The 14,056-nt window shown below is 71.0% G+C and carries 13 protein-coding genes; 4 read left to right on the forward strand and 9 right to left on the reverse strand.

Annotated features, from left to right (window positions below):
* Positions 1-57: 57 nt before the first annotated feature.
* On the forward strand, positions 58-984 hold the full coding sequence (locus ACWEGE_RS11645; protein ID WP_449660599.1) for a ParA family protein: 927 nt from the start codon (positions 58-60) through the stop codon (positions 982-984).
* Complete coding sequence (locus ACWEGE_RS11650) at positions 981-1,982, forward strand: ParB/RepB/Spo0J family partition protein (protein ID WP_449660372.1); 1,002 nt, start codon at positions 981-983, stop codon at positions 1,980-1,982. The genes ACWEGE_RS11645 and ACWEGE_RS11650 overlap by 4 nt, the downstream gene beginning before the upstream one ends.
* Positions 1,983-2,106: 124 nt before the next feature.
* Here ACWEGE_RS11650 and ACWEGE_RS11655 read toward each other — a convergent pair whose 3' ends face one another.
* Both ACWEGE_RS11655 and ACWEGE_RS11660 read right to left on the reverse strand, forming a co-directional pair.
* On the reverse strand, positions 2,107-3,051 hold the full coding sequence (locus ACWEGE_RS11655; protein ID WP_449660373.1) for a D-alanine--D-alanine ligase family protein: 945 nt from the start codon (positions 3,049-3,051) through the stop codon (positions 2,107-2,109).
* Between the two features lie 36 nt (positions 3,052-3,087).
* A complete protein-coding gene (locus ACWEGE_RS11660; protein WP_449660374.1) occupies positions 3,088-4,407 on the reverse strand; it encodes an aminotransferase-like domain-containing protein in 1,320 nt (439 codons plus the stop codon).
* 210 nt (positions 4,408-4,617) lie between these two features.
* Between ACWEGE_RS11660 and ACWEGE_RS11665 the strand changes: the two genes are divergently transcribed.
* The gene (locus ACWEGE_RS11665) at positions 4,618-5,262 is read left to right on the forward strand and encodes a GNAT family N-acetyltransferase (protein WP_449660375.1); all 645 of its coding nucleotides are present in this window, start codon (positions 4,618-4,620) and stop codon (positions 5,260-5,262) included.
* A gap of 221 nt (positions 5,263-5,483) precedes the next feature.
* Here the strand turns inward: ACWEGE_RS11665 and ACWEGE_RS11670 are convergent, their stop codons facing one another.
* The 7 genes from ACWEGE_RS11670 to murJ form a co-directional block, all read right to left on the reverse strand.
* Positions 5,484-6,632 (reverse strand): N-acetylmuramoyl-L-alanine amidase, encoded by a 1,149-nt coding sequence (locus ACWEGE_RS11670; protein WP_449660376.1) that lies wholly within the window; start codon positions 6,630-6,632, stop codon positions 5,484-5,486.
* A gap of 279 nt (positions 6,633-6,911) precedes the next feature.
* On the reverse strand, positions 6,912-7,235 hold the full coding sequence (gene trxA / locus ACWEGE_RS11675) for a thioredoxin (protein ID WP_003082899.1): 324 nt from the start codon (positions 7,233-7,235) through the stop codon (positions 6,912-6,914).
* Between the two features lie 35 nt (positions 7,236-7,270).
* A complete protein-coding gene (trxB, locus tag ACWEGE_RS11680; RefSeq protein WP_449660377.1) occupies positions 7,271-8,263 on the reverse strand; it encodes a thioredoxin-disulfide reductase in 993 nt (330 codons plus the stop codon).
* Positions 8,264-8,401: 138 nt separating this feature from the next.
* Positions 8,402-9,172: a hypothetical protein gene (locus ACWEGE_RS11685; protein WP_449660378.1), complete on the reverse strand. Its 771-nt coding sequence runs from the start codon at positions 9,170-9,172 to the stop codon at positions 8,402-8,404.
* Positions 9,169-9,792, reverse strand: coding sequence for an RNA polymerase sigma factor SigM (sigM, locus tag ACWEGE_RS11690; protein WP_449660379.1), 624 nt, complete (start codon positions 9,790-9,792; stop codon positions 9,169-9,171). Before sigM ends, ACWEGE_RS11685 begins: the two co-directional genes overlap by 4 nt.
* A gap of 31 nt (positions 9,793-9,823) precedes the next feature.
* On the reverse strand, positions 9,824-11,419 hold the full coding sequence (locus ACWEGE_RS11695) for a protein kinase family protein (RefSeq protein ID WP_449660380.1): 1,596 nt from the start codon (positions 11,417-11,419) through the stop codon (positions 9,824-9,826).
* Between the two features lie 82 nt (positions 11,420-11,501).
* Positions 11,502-13,469 (reverse strand): murein biosynthesis integral membrane protein MurJ, encoded by a 1,968-nt coding sequence (gene murJ / locus ACWEGE_RS11700; protein WP_449660381.1) that lies wholly within the window; start codon positions 13,467-13,469, stop codon positions 11,502-11,504.
* 150 nt (positions 13,470-13,619) lie between these two features.
* On the opposite strand from murJ, the gene ACWEGE_RS11705 reads away from it, so the two are divergent.
* On the forward strand, positions 13,620-14,056 hold a 437-nt coding region (locus ACWEGE_RS11705; RefSeq protein ID WP_449660382.1), incomplete at its 3' end, for a hypothetical protein.

Here is a 14,056-nt window from a genome sequence, read left to right on the forward strand (position 1 = left end):
GAAACGAAGCGACTCGACCACCGACCAGACGTCTAGATGGAGGAGGTGTCGAGACCGGTGAATCCCCCGCCGTCCGACTCCACGGAGACCAGCCACGACGTGGGCTGGACGCCGATCGCCGAAGAAGCCGCCCGCGCCGCGCGTCTGCTGCACCCGGAAGAGGGGACACTCCCCCGCCCCGGCCGCCGTCGCGTGCTGACCGTCGCCAACCAGAAGGGCGGCGTCGGCAAGACCACCAGCACGGTCAACCTCGCGGCCGCCCTCGCGCTCCACGGGCTCAAGACGCTCGTCGTCGACCTCGACCCGCAGGGCAACGCGAGCACCGCGCTCGACGTCGACCACCGGTCCGGGACGCCCTCCATCTACGAGGTGCTCATCGGCGAGGTGACGCTCGCGGAGGCGGCCCAGTCGACCGAGCAGTCCCCCAACCTCTTCTGCGTTCCCGCGACCATCGACCTCGCCGGCGCCGAGATCGAGCTCGTCTCGATGTCGTCCCGCGAGTCCCGGCTCAAGGAGGCCATCTCCTCGGAGATCCTCGACGAGATCGGCGTCGACTACGTCCTCATCGACTGCCCGCCGTCGCTGGGCCTGCTGACGGTCAACGCGATGGTCGCCGCGCAGGAGGTGCTCATCCCGATCCAGTGCGAGTACTACGCGCTCGAAGGTCTGGGGCAGCTGCTGAGCAACATCGAGCTCGTGCAGCAGCACCTCAACCGCGAACTCCGCGTCTCGACGATCCTGCTGACCATGTACGACGGCCGGACCAAGCTGGCCGACCAGGTGACCAACGAGGTGCGGAACCACTTCGGCGACACCGTCCTCAAGACGGTCATCCCGCGCAGCGTGAAGGTGTCCGAGGCACCCGGGTACGGCCAGACCGTGCTCGCCTACGACCCCGGTTCGCGCGGGGCGATGAGCTACGTCGACGCGGCCAAGGAGATCGCCGAGCGCGGCGCACAGATGGAGAAGGGTAGTTCGACATGACCGAGCGTCGAGGAGGGCTGGGGCGCGGCCTCGCCGCCCTGATCCCGACCGGACCCACCGGCGGCGGTCCGCTCCCCGCCCCCACCGACGGCGCGGCGGCGGACCGGAAGGCGGCCGACGACAAGGGCTGGTTCGCGGCGAACGGTCAGGCGACGCAGCACGGCGGCGAGGTGGCCGGCGCGGTCTACCGCGAGATCCCGGTCAGCTCGATCAAGCCGAACCCGAAGCAGCCGCGCCAGGTCTTCGACGAAGACGCGCTCGCCGAACTCGAGCACTCGATCCGCGAATTCGGGCTCATGCAGCCCATCGTCGTCCGCGAGCTCGGCAACGACGAGTACGAGCTCGTCATGGGCGAGCGGCGGCTGCGTGCGTCGCAGCAGGCGGAGCTCGAAGCGATCCCGGCGATCGTCCGGCAGACCGCCGACGAGTCGATGCTGCGGGACGCGCTCCTGGAGAACATCCACCGCGTCCAGCTGAACCCGCTCGAAGAGGCGGCGGCGTACCAGCAGCTGCTCGACGAGTTCGCCGTCACGCACGAGGAGCTGGCGAGCCGGATCGGCCGCAGCCGTCCGGTCATCACCAACACGATCCGGCTCCTCAAGCTCCCCCTGCCGGTGCAGCGCCGGGTGGCCGCGGGCGTCCTGTCCGCCGGCCACGCGCGTGCGTTGCTGTCGCTGGAGGACGCCGAGAGCCAGGAGGAGCTCGCCGCGCGCATCGTCGCGGAGGGCATGTCGGTCCGGGCGACCGAGGAAGCCGTCACGCTCAAGAAGAGCGAGAAGCCGGCCAAGCCGAAGCCCGCGCCGCGCAAGCCGATCCAGGCGCCGGGGTTGCAGGAGCTCGCGAACCGGCTCTCGGACCGGTTCGACACGCGCGTGAAGGTCGACCTCGGCCGCCGGAAGGGGCGGATCACGCTCGAGTTCGGGTCGGTCGACGACCTCGAACGCATCGTCGCGATCATCGATGCGAATGGGGCAAATCAGGCACCGAAAACCGATTAGGGATCACCCCAGGGTGTTTCGTCACGGTGATGATTGCTCCTCGGAGCCGTGACGAACACAGTTGGTGATCACACGGAAAAGGCCGCCACGGAGGTTCCGAGGCGGCCTTTCGCGTGGCGAAGAGTCAGCGGGTGATCGCCCGCGCGATCAGTTCGGCGAACACCGCGCCGAGCGACTTGCCCGCCGCCTCGATCGCCATCGGCACGGTCGACGTCTCGGTGAGACCGGGCGACGGGTTCACTTCGAGGAAGTGCACCGTGCCGTCCGCCGAGACGACCGCGTCGGTCCGGGAGATGTCGCGCAGCCCGAGCACCCGGTGCGCGGCGACGGCCAGCTCGGCCACCGCCTTGGCCGCGGCGTCGTCGAGCCGGGCCGGGGTGAAGAAGTCGGTCAGGCCGGCCGTGTAGCGGGCCGTGTAGTCGTACACGCCGCTCTCCGGGACGATCTCGACCGCGGGGAGGGCCTCGGGCCCGTCCTCGCCTTCGATGACCGTCACGGCCACCTCGACGCCGTCCACGAACCGCTCGGCGAGAACCGTGTCCCCGTACGCGAAGCAGCCGACCATCGCGGCCGGCAGTTCCGCGGCCTCGCGCACCACCTGGGTGCCGAGCGCGGAGCCGCCCTGGTCCGGCTTGAGGATCAGCGGCAGGCCGAGGCGCTCCACCATCGCGTCGAGCACCGCCTGGGCGCCGAGCTCGCGGAACGTGCTGTGCGGCAGCACCACCCAGCCCGGCGTGACGAACCCGGCGTTCTGCAGCAGCGCCTTCGCGGTCGGCTTGTCCCACGCGCGGCGGCAGCCCTGGGAGCCGGTGCCGACGAACGGCACGTCCAGCATCTCCAGCACCGTCTGCACCGAGCCGTTTTCGCCCTCGCCGCCGTGCAGGGCGACGACCACCGCGTCCGGGCGCTGCGTGCGCAGCCGCTCCAGCAGGCCGCCGTCGGTGTCCCACTCTTCGATGCCGAAGCCCTCGGACTTGAGCGCCGCGGAGAGCCGTCGCCCGGACCTCAGTGAGACGTCGCGCTCGTGCGAGAGCCCGCCGGCGAGCACGGCAACGGTACGGTCGACCACCGTGGAAACTCCTTAGCTGGTACGGATTCCCGTCGATCAGACGGTATCCGGGGAGGGCGTCTGCGGCCCCTGGATCTGGCGCGCGCTCACGTTACCGAAGGTTCGGGCCAGCTCCATTTCCGACTCCAGCACGGCGGCCAGCCGCCGCACGCCCTCGCGGATGCGCTCCGGCGTCGGGTAGCAGTACGACAGCCGCATCTGGCGGCTGCCGAACCCGTCGGCGTAGAAGCCGGTTCCGGACGCGTACGCCACCCGCGCGGTCACCGCGCGCGGCAGCATCGCCTTCGTGTCGACGCCTTCCGGCACCGTCACCCAGACGTAGAAGCCGCCGTCCGGCTTGGTCCACGAGCAGCCCGGGGGCAGGTACTGGTCGAGCGCGGACAGGATCGCGTCACGCCGCTCGCGGTAGTTCTCGCGGAACTTCTTGATCTGGCCCTTCCAGTCGTGCGTGGCCAGGTAGCGCGAGACGATCATCTGGTTGAACGTCGGCGGGCACAGCGTCGCCGACTCCGCGGCGAGCACGAGCTTCTCGCGCACCGCGTGCGGCGCCAGCACCCAGCCGACGCGCAGGCCGGAGGCGAAGGTCTTGGAGAACGAGCCGAGGTACACGACGTTCTCGGGATCGGTCGACCGCAGCGCGGGGTACGTCTGCCCGTCGAAGCCGAGCAACCCGTACGGGTTGTCTTCGACGACCAGGACGCCGTACTCGCGGCAGATCTCCAGGATCTCCGCACGGCGCTCCACGGCCAGCGTGACACCGGCCGGGTTGTGGAAGTTCGGGATCGTGTAGAGGAACTTGACCCGGCGGCCGGCCTTCGTCGTCCGGTCGAGCGCTTCCCGCAGCAGCGAGGGCACCAGGCCCTGGTCGTCCATCGCCACGTGCACGACCTGCGCCTGGTACGCGGCGAACGAGCCCAGGGCGCCGACGTACGAGGGGCCTTCGGCGATCACGACGTCACCCGGGTCGCAGAACAGCCGCGTGACCATGTCCAGGCCCATCTGCGAGCCGACGGTCACCACGACGTCGTCCGGGTGCGCCTTGATGCCCTCCAGGGCCATGATTTCGCAGATCTGCTCGCGCAGCACTGGGATGCCGTGCGCCGAGCCGTACTGGAGCGCCACGAGGCCGTCTTCGGCGATGATTTCGGCCACCTGCGCCGACAGCGTGTCGAGCGGGAGCGCCGCCAGGTTCGGCATGCCGCCGGCGAGGGAAACCACCTCGGGCCGGCTGGCCACCGCGAACAGCGCCCGGATCTCGGAGGCGGTCATCCCCGCGGTGCGCGCGGCGTACCGCTCGAGGTGCGGGTCGAGGTTCTGGCGGCCGCTGGGGCGCTGGCTGGGGCGGTTCTCGGTCATCGACGATTCACCCGGGGCTCGTTGGACGGCTGCTCGAGGCAGCCCGGCAGATCCCATCGAGTGTAACCGGGCACCCATCAGGACCCCCTGACCTTTCGGTGCTCGTCACATCGGCCTATCCTCGACCATGGCTCCTGCGTTCGTGCCGTGGATCTTGCGCGGCTTGACGACCGGGCGGCCGGTCGGGAGCGCAGGTCAGGGAGGTCGCGGGTGTCGCGTCGCGTCGTGGGCGTCACACTGGACAACCTGGAGCACCTGCCGAAGAGCTGTCGCCGGTGCGTGTACTGGGAGCTCGCCCCGCACCTCAAGCACCAGGCCGAGGAGTTCGGCGCGACCGAGGTCGAGAAGGAAGCCTGGGTCTCGAGCGTGCTGCTCGAGTGGGGTTCCTGCGGCCGCATCGTCTACAGCGACACGCTGCCGGTCGGGTTCGTGCTGTACGCCCCGCCGAACGCCGTCCCGCGGGCCCTCGCCTTCCCGACGTCGCCGCCGAGCGCGGACGCCGTGCTGCTGACCGCCTTCCAGGTCCTCCCCGAGTTCCGCGGTGGCGGCCTCGGCCGGATGCTCGTCCAGGCGGTCGCCAAGGACCTCACCAAGCGCGGTGTCCGCGCCATCGAGGCGTTCGGCGACGCGAAGCCCGACGAGCCGGACCCCGACGGTGGCCACAGCTGCGTGCTGCCGGCGGGCTTCCTGCAGAGCGTCGGCTTCAAGACGGTCCGCCCGCACCAGAAGTGGCCCCGGCTGCGCCTCGAGCTGCGTTCGGCGATCACCTGGAAGGAAGACGTCGAGGCGGCCCTGGAGCGGCTGCTCGGCCAGGTGACGATCACCACCGCCGAGCCGAGCCTCGGCCGCGCCTGATTCCGTTTCCGCAAACGTTTGCGCCCGTGCTTCGGCACGTCTGGAACACGCCTGAACACACGTGTGCACAACTGTGGAAGAAGTGCCGAGTTATCCACAGAGCGCTGATAGGAGCGGTGGACAAGCTGTGGAGAACTGTCCCGAAACCTGGGGACGCGAGCGTCGCGTCCCCAGGGGTGGTGGGACAGGTGAAGGAGAGCCGCTAGGGGTTGTGGTCGACCCTATTCGGCCTTCGCGAGCTCGTGCGCCAGGACGTCGGCGAAGGTGAACGTGCCCGTCGGCTGGTCGCCTTCGCCGAGCAGGTACAGGCGCTTCACGGCGATCAGGATGCCCTCCGCGACGATGTCGCGGAACGCCGGGTCGCCGAGCTTGCGGGCGTCGTCCGGGTTCGTCAGGTAGCCGATCTCGACCCGGACCGCCGGGCAGCGGGTGCGGGTGAAGATGTCCCACGACTTGTAGTGCGTGCGGCAGTCGAGCATGCCCGTGCGGGCCGCGACCTCACGCTGGATGAAGCCGGCCAGCAGCTCGCCCACCGTGGACGTCGTGCCGTTGCCGTTGCCGAAGTGGAAGCTCGCGACACCCTGCGCGCGCGGTGAGGCGTTCTTGTCGCTGTGCAGCGAGAGGAACAGGTCGGCGCCCGCGTCGTTGGCGAACTTGGCGCGCTCCAGCTCGGTGGGGCTGTGGTTCGGGCCGCGGGAGATCAGTGCCTCCATGCCGGTGGCCTTCATCCGGCCTTCGAGCCGACGGGCGAGGTCCCACGCGATGTCGGCCTCGCGCAGGCCGCGGGCGACCACGCCGAGGTCGTCGCCGCCGTGGCCCGGGTCGATCACGATGCGCTTGCCGCGCAGGCGCGGACCGGCCTGGCGCACCTGCTCCTGCTCGCGCAGGAACACGGGGCGCCCGCCCCGGGCCCGCGGCGAGGACAGGCGGTGCAGCTCGCGGATGGTGGCCGGGCCGCACATGCCGTCCGGCGTCAGGCGCATGTCGCGCTGGAACGTCTTGAGCGCGCGCTCGGTCGCCGGCCCGAAGTAGCCGTCGGGGCGGCCGGCGTCGAAGCCGAGCTCGGTGAGCCGCTCCTGCAGCGTGAAGACGTCGTCGCCGTGCACGGGGGAGGCGATCATGTACGACAGCGGGCGGCTGCCCAGGTGGTAGCTGGCGCCCTTGAGCGCCTGGAACGTCGCCGGACCCACGATGCCGTCGGTCATCAGCCCACGACGCTGCTGGAAGGCACGGACGGCGTGCTCGAGCGCGACGTCGAACGTGTCGTAGTCGTCGGTACCGGTGACCGGCGGGAGCAGGTCCATCCCGGCCAGGATGGACCTGATCTCGGCGACGTCCGGACCGGCGTCACCGCGGCGGAGTACCCGCATGCACTCCTCGCTCTTCCTAAGGCACCGATTCGGGGGCTCGGTGCGTGGCAGGACTTCGGAAAACCTTCGCTGGGACAAGCCCAGGTCCTCTATTGTGCCTTGCCAACTCTGGGTGACAGCGTAGGCCCGGTCGGTTCGTCAAGGGCCCGATCGTGGAGTACCCCCGGTCGTCGCTGTCACGCTCGACTCAACTCATCCGGGACAGATTCCCCCGAACGCGGCGAACCCGGGACCCGCAGGAGATTCCCGCAGGCCCCGGGTTCACCGGGCTTGTTCGGTTCAGAGGACGTCGGCGAGGTCCGACAGCAGCGCGGCCTTCGGCTTGGCGCCCACGATCTGCTTCACCGGCTTGCCGCCCTGGAACAGGATCAGCGTCGGGATGGACATCACCTGGTAGTCACGCGGCGTGTTCGGGTTCTCGTCGATGTCGATCTTGGCGATCGTCAGCTTCTCGCCGTTCTCGGCCGCGATCTCCTCGAGCACCGGGGCGACCATCTTGCACGGGCCGCACCAGGTGGCCCAGAAGTCGACCAGCACGGGCTTCTCGCTGGTCAGGACCTCGTCGACGAACGTCGCGTCGGTCACCTTGACGGTGTTGGCCATGTGTTTCTCCTTCAGGGATGGTTGGAAGCCGTAAGTCAGTTGGTGCCCGCGCCGTAGCCGCCGCCGACGAGCTCGGCCGCCTCGTGCGCGTCCGCTTCGCCGTGCTCCGCGAGCCATCGTTCCGCGTCGATCGCCGCGCTGCACCCGGAGCCGGCGGCGGTGATCGCCTGCCGGTACGTGCGGTCCACCAGGTCGCCGGCCGCGAAGACGCCGTCGAGGTTCGTGAAGGACGTCTTGCCCTTCGTGACGACGTAGCCGTCCTCGTCCAGGTCGACCTGCCCCTTCACCAGCTGGCTGCGGGGGTCGTGCCCGATCGCGACGAAGAAGCCCGACACGTCGAGCGTCGACTCCGAGCCGTCCTTGGTGTCCTTCAGCTGCAGGCCCTCGACCTTGCCGTCGCCCAGGACGCCGGTGATCTGCGAGTTCAGCTGCCACTTGATCTTCTCGTTCGCGCGGGCGCGCTCGAGCATGATCTTGGAGGCGCGGAACTCGTCGCGCCGGTGGACGATCGTGACGGACTTCGCGAACTTCGTCAGGAAGGTCGCCTCCTCCATCGCCGAGTCGCCACCGCCGGCGACCACGATGTCGTGGTCGCGGAAGAAGAAGCCGTCACAGGTCGCACAGGCCGACACACCACGGCCGAGCAGCTCCTGCTCGCCCGGGACGTTCAGGTACCGCGCCGCGGCACCCATGGCGAGGATCACGGCGCGGGCGGCGTAGCGCTTGCCGTTCGCGGTGACGTACTTGACGTCCCCGGTCAGCTCCAGCGACTCGACGTCCTCCGCGCGCAGCTCGGCGCCGAAGCGCTCGGCCTGCTTGCGCATCTCCTCCATCAGGTCCGGGCCCATGATGCCGTCGCGGAACCCGGGGAAGTTCTCGACCTCGGTCGTCGTCATCAGCGCGCCGCCGAACTGCGTGCCCTCGAACACCAGCGGTTCGAGCTGGGCCCGCGCCGCGTAGACGGCAGCGGTGTATCCGGCAGGACCCGACCCGACGATGATCAGGTTCCTGATTTCCTCGGCAGCCACCCGTTGACCTCCGCTCGTAGTGACCTGTACCAGGCTCAACACGATCGTAGGTGGCGGTGTTCCCGGGGTGACGAGCCGCTCACGGGGGTCCGGGTGGCGGAGCCCCCGGCCCGGGGCGAAGCCCCGGATGTCACAGCGCTACTTCTCCCCCACGACCTTGTCGAAGAGCACCGCCGGATTTCCGGGTCCGCAGTCGGCGCCGAAGGCCACCAGGCGGAACTGGGCGAGCTTGCCGGTGGTCAGGATGATCATCACCCCGGCCTTGCCGCCGACGTTGACCGGCCGGATGCCCTCCGGCCGCACCTTCGGATCCAGCCCGGCCGCCGCGATGCACGCGTCCAGCCGATCCTCGTTCTGCAGGGGGCCGAAGTCGCGGACGCCGACCGACTTGCCGAGCAAGGCCTGCGCGCCGCTGCCGTCACTGGCCACCGACGGGCCCGTCGGGGCGGCGACGTTCGGCGTGCCGCTCTGCTGCGAAGTGTTCGGGATGGCGATCGTCACCGCGACGACCGCCGCCGCGGCCGCGGTCAGGACGCCGGCGGCCCAGCCGAGCCGCTTGTTCCGGCGCCGCCGGGCCGCCGCGAGGTCCACCACCTGGGCTTCCTGCGGTGCACTCGGCTGCGGCCGGGCAGGAAAGGCGGCCGCTGCTTCGGCGGCCAGCGCCGCGTCCAGCCGGGCGGCGAACTCCGCGGGCATCGGCGGGGCCGGCGCGTCGGCGAGGGCGGCCAGGTCGGCCTGCGTGGCGTCGAGGGCGTCCAGGATCGCCCTGGCTTCGGGATCGGCGTTGACCAGCGGCCACAGCTCCGCCGCCTGCGTGTCGTCCAGGACACCGGCGTGGAGGTCGGCGAGCACGTCGACAGACCAGGGCGGACCGATGGTCCCCCCGATCCCCCGGCTTTCGTCCGTCATCGTCCCTCCCCGCTACCCGGCTGACGCCCGGCCCGTTTGCTTTCGTGAGTTGGGACGTTCGCAATCGCATCGGGGTTCCGCAGGTGCCCGAGAACCTTCGCGAGTTTCCCGCGGCCCCGCGCGCACCGGCTCTTCACCGTGCCCTCGGCGATGCCCAGCATCTTGGCCGTCTCGGCGACGGAGTACCCCTCGACGTCGACCAGCACGATCGGGGCGCGCTGGTCTTCGGGCAGCTGCTCGAGCGCCTCGCGCACGAGCAGGCTGGTCTCCCGCTCGGCCATCGAGTCGCGCGGCGTGGCGGGCTCGTTGAAGCCGGTTTCCGGGAGCGGCACGGTGGGGCGCGCCTGGCGGCGGCGGATCCGGTCGAGGCAGGCGTTCACCACGATCCGGTGCAGCCACGTGGTGACCTGCGACTCCGCTCGGAAGTTGCCGGCCGCGCGGAACGCCGAGATGAACGCGTCCTGCAACGCGTCGGCGGCCTCCTCCGGGTCGCGGACCGTGCGCAGGGCCACCGCCCACATGCGGTCGCGATGTCGCTGGACGAGTTCGCTGAACGCATGGGGGTCCCCCGCGGCGTGAGCCGCTATCAGATCCGCATCCGTGGGAGCTGCAGCTGTCACCCGGCAGAGCCTACTGACCCTGTCGGGTGCATCACCCCGCAGGCAGGAAGGACAGGTCACCGATCTGGGTGAGGTACTCGCCGTCTTCGCCACCCAGCGCGGTGATCCAGACGATGAAGTACTTGCTCTGGGTGGGCTGCGCCAGCGCGATCGTCGTCTCGCCGTCCTTCAGGTCGCCGTTGCCGACCACCTTCGTGTCGGCCAGCTCGGGGTTCTTCTCGGTCGCCGAGCGGATCTCGACCTTGGTGCCGGGCGTGCCCGCGTTGATCTTCACCTGGCTGAGGTTGATCGGGTTCTCGAACGTGAGGACCAGCCCGACGCCGGGCTTGATGACCGGGAACTGCTGCCGGTACTGCTCGGTCTTCCAGACCGTGCCCGGGTCGCCGTCGATCGCGTTCTTCGCCCGGCCGGTGTTGTCGCCCTTGCCTTCGGGGTTGTAGACGGCCGCTGACTGCGGCCGCACCGGGTCGCCCACCTTCGGGGCCGGCGGCGGGGCCGGAGCCGATGGCGACGCGGGCGGCGCCGATCCGGCGGCCTGGCTCGAGGCCGGCGGCTGGGCGACGTTGATCGTCGGCCCGCTCGACTTCGATTCACCCTGGAAGACGTTGATCAGCATCAGCCCGCCCCAGGCGAGGATGACGACGGTCGCGACCACCAGCACGGTGACGCCGAGGGCGAGCTTGCGCCGCCGGGCGACGTCCTTGACCGGCTTCTTCGTGGTCCAGACGGTGCCTTCACCCTCGGCCGGGTCGCCGCCGACGGCCTTGATCAGCTGGGTGCGCTCCTCTTCCTCGGCCACCTGGTCGAGGACGCGCAGGATGGCGGCGCTGGTGCGGATGCCGCCGTTGCCGCCGTCCTCGATCGTGCGGACGGCGAGCGACGACAGGTCGGCCGGGACCGTCGGCACCAGCTGGCGCGGCGGGACCACCCGGCCCTGCGGCGTCATCGGGGCCGCCGGGATCGCGGGCGGGCCGCCGGGCAGCGCCCAGCGGCCGGTCAGCAGCAGGTACAGCACCGCGCCGAGCGCCTTGACGTCGTCGCGCAGCGTCGACTCCGGCAGCGGACCGGGGAACGCGAGCTTCAACGCGCCGTTCGGCGTCAACCGCAGCCGCTGGGGGTGGTCGAGGCCGAGCACGAGGCCGTTCTGGTGCGCCTGCTCGACGGCTTCGGCCAGCGCCTGCACCATCCGCGCGGCCGCGGCGGGCGCCACCGGCCGCTGCGCGACGAGGTCGACCAGGTCGCTGCCCTTGGTCCACTCCGCGACCACGACACCGAGCAGGCCCTCGCTCGAGGTGATGCCGCTGCCGAGCGCGAGCACGTCCAGCACGCGGGCGACACCGCCGTGGCCGAACTTCGACGCGTGGGTGGCGCGTTCGAGCGTGCGCCGGGCCAGCCGGGCCGCTTCGGGATCCGCCGGGTCGCCGACCAGCAGGGTCAGCGCCACGTCCCGTTTCAGCTGCCCGTCACGCGCACGCCAAAGGTGCGCGTCGCCCCGCTCGTCCACGCCGAACTGCGCGAGGAGGCGGTAGCGGCCGTCGCCGACCACACGCCCGGGGGCCAGCGATCCGACCTGGGCCTTGCCCACGTGGTTCGCACCCCCCGCCTGTTCGCTCCGCCTCGTGTCCACCCTCACTCGCTCCCGCTCGATCCCCGTCGTCGAGGGTACCCAGAATACGACGCGGGAGTCGTCGCCATCCGTACCGGAATCGTTACCCGCGCTTGATCAACCGGGTGAACCTCGAAGTGGCCGGTTGCAGCTCCTCGACCTTCAGCGCCATCAGCACGCCGAACGAGACGACGATGCCGACGATGCTCTGCAGCAACAGCTTCACCCACGCACCGAAAGTGGGGCCGAACGAGTCGGGGACGAGCTTGCCAACGACCCACGCGGCGGCCACCCCCAGGACACTCGCGACGACCGTGAAGAGAATCACGCCGATCACCCGCTTGCTGCGCAAGTTGCCCAGCGTCACCCACAGCCAAACCTGGCCGAGGATCGCGCCGACCACGAACGTCAGCGCGTTGACCATCATCACGCCGAGCACGACGTTGTCCGGCGACAGCAGCACCGGGCACAGGTACAGCAGCGGCACCTTGACCAGCGTCATCACGATCATGATCAGCGTCGGCGTCCGCGCGTCCTTCATCGCGTAGAACACCCGCATCTGGAGCATGACCAGCGCGTACGGCAGCAGCGCGAAGGCCGAGATCGCGAGCGCGTCGCCGAGCCGCTCGGCGGTGTCGACCGTGCCCTTGCCGAAGGTGAACAGCGCGATCCCGATCGAGCCGCCGACCACGGTCATCACCGCGGAGATCGGCACGAGCATCACGGTGGAGATCCGGGACGCGTAGGACAGGTCGCCGATCAGCTTCTTGTGGTCGCCGTCGGCGGCCGCGCGGCTCATCCGCGGCATGATCGCCGTCAGCAGGGAGACGCCGATGACGCCGTACGGCAGCTGGAAGAGCAGCCAGGCGTTGCTGTAGGCCGTGACCCCACCGGGTGAACCGCTGGTCAGCACGCGCGTGTTGATCGTGTAGCCGATCTGGCTGACCGCGACGTAGCCGAGGATCCACAGCGCGAGGCCGCCGAACTCCTTCATCTGCTTGTCGATGCCCCAGCGCCACTTGAACCGGAAACCGGACCGCAGCAGCGGCGGGACGAGCAGCAGCGCCTGGGCGACGATGCCGCCGGTGACGCCGATGCCCAGCGTCAGCACCTTGGGGTCGGTGATCGACACGTGCGTGGTGTCGATGTCGCCCGGCATGATCCAGACGACCAGGATCGTGAAGATGACGACCAGGTTGTTGATCACCGGCGCCCAGGCCGTCGGCCCGAAGACCTGCTTGGCGTTGAGCACCGCCGAGAGCAGTGCGAACACGCCGTAGAAGAAGATCTCCGGCAGCAGCAGGTAGGCGAACGCCGTGGTGAGGTCCGCGCTCGCCTTGCCGGAGGAGTCGACGTACAGGCTCGTGAACGCCGGCGCGGCGATCACCGCCACCACCGTGCCGACCAGCAGCAGCGAGAACGCCACCGTGATCAGGCGCTGGGTGTAGGCCGTGCCGCCGTCCGGATCGTCCTGCGACCGCACCAGCAGCGGCACCACCACGCTGGCGAGCACGCCACCCATCAGCAGCTCGAAGATGATGTTCGGCATCGTGTTGGCGACGTTGAACGAGTCGTTCGCGATGCCCTGGCCGATCGCGCCGACCAGCAGCAGCTTCCACAGGAAGCCGGTGATCCGGCTGATCAGCGACGCGATGGCCATCCGGCCGGACGCCTTCGCCAGCGACGGCGCCTTGGCCGGGGCCTCGGGTACGTCCTCGCCCGGCCGGGGCTTGACCAGCGGGCCCTTGAGCGCCGGCATGACCTGGGTGGCCAGCGCGTCGTACGGCCGCATGACGTCGGGGTCGGCGACCGGCCAGCGCGAGTTCATCGGGACGCCGGCGGTGCGCGGGATGAACCGCGTCGCCTCCGGGTCGGGCTGGCGCTGGACCTGGGTGGCCTCCTCCTGCCACGGCCGGACCGGCGCCGGACGGCGGGAGCCGCGCCCGCGCGGCGGGACGGGCGTGCCCGGCGGCGGGGTCAGCGGCGGGTTGGGCTGCGGGAGCCGCCCCTGGTGCGGAGCCGGGCCCTGCGGCGAGCTGCCCGGTGAGACGACCGGCTGGGCGCCGCTCAACGGGAGGCCCGGCGGTGGTACGGCCGGTTGCGCCCCGCTGTGCGGCGGCGGGCCCTGCTGCGGGCTGCTTTGCGGCGGGCCCTGCGGACCGCCCGGTGAAACGACCGGCTGAGCGCCGCTCAGCGGCTGGCCGGGCGGTGGCACGGCCGGTTGCGCGCCGCTGTGCGGCGGCGGGCCCTGCTGCGGTCCGACCGGCTGGGCGCCGCTCTGCGGGTGGCCCGGCGGTCCGGCGGGCGGTGGCCCGCTGTGCGGCGGCACGGGCTGGACCCGCGTGGGCGCCGGACCGGCGTTGCGCGGCGGCTGGCCGCCACGCGGTGGGGCCTGCGGCGGGACCCGCCGCGGCGGCTGGTCCTCGCGGAGGGCGCGGTCGTCGTGCGGGCCGCGCTCGTCCCGGGGCCACTCTTCGCGCGGCCATTCGCCACGGGGCCCGCCTTCGCGGGCCGGGAACTCCTCGGCGGCCGGGCGGTCGCCGCGGGAGGGGCGTTGGTCGCGGGCCGGGCGGTCGGCGTGGGGTGGGATGTCGCCGCGGGCCGGGCGGTCCTCCGCGGCCGGGCGGTCGCCGCGGGGCGCGCGTTGGTCGCGGGGCT

The sequence above is a fragment of the Amycolatopsis sp. NPDC004747 genome (assembly GCF_053601335.1).

Excerpts from the sequence above, each read along its gene's own strand:
- ACWEGE_RS11660 (WP_449660374.1), bottom strand. The coding sequence starts at position 4,407 with ATGACCGAGAACCGCCCCAGCCAGCGCCCCAGCGGCCGCCAGAACCTC.
- trxA (WP_003082899.1), bottom strand. The coding sequence starts at position 7,235 with ATGGCCAACACCGTCAAGGTGACCGACGCGACGTTCGTCGACGAGGTC.
- ACWEGE_RS11685 (WP_449660378.1), bottom strand. The coding sequence starts at position 9,172 with ATGACGGACGAAAGCCGGGGGATCGGGGGGACCATCGGTCCGCCCTGG.
- ACWEGE_RS11670 (WP_449660376.1), bottom strand. The coding sequence starts at position 6,632 with ATGCGGGTACTCCGCCGCGGTGACGCCGGTCCGGACGTCGCCGAGATC.
- ACWEGE_RS11650 (WP_449660372.1), top strand. The coding sequence starts at position 981 with ATGACCGAGCGTCGAGGAGGGCTGGGGCGCGGCCTCGCCGCCCTGATC.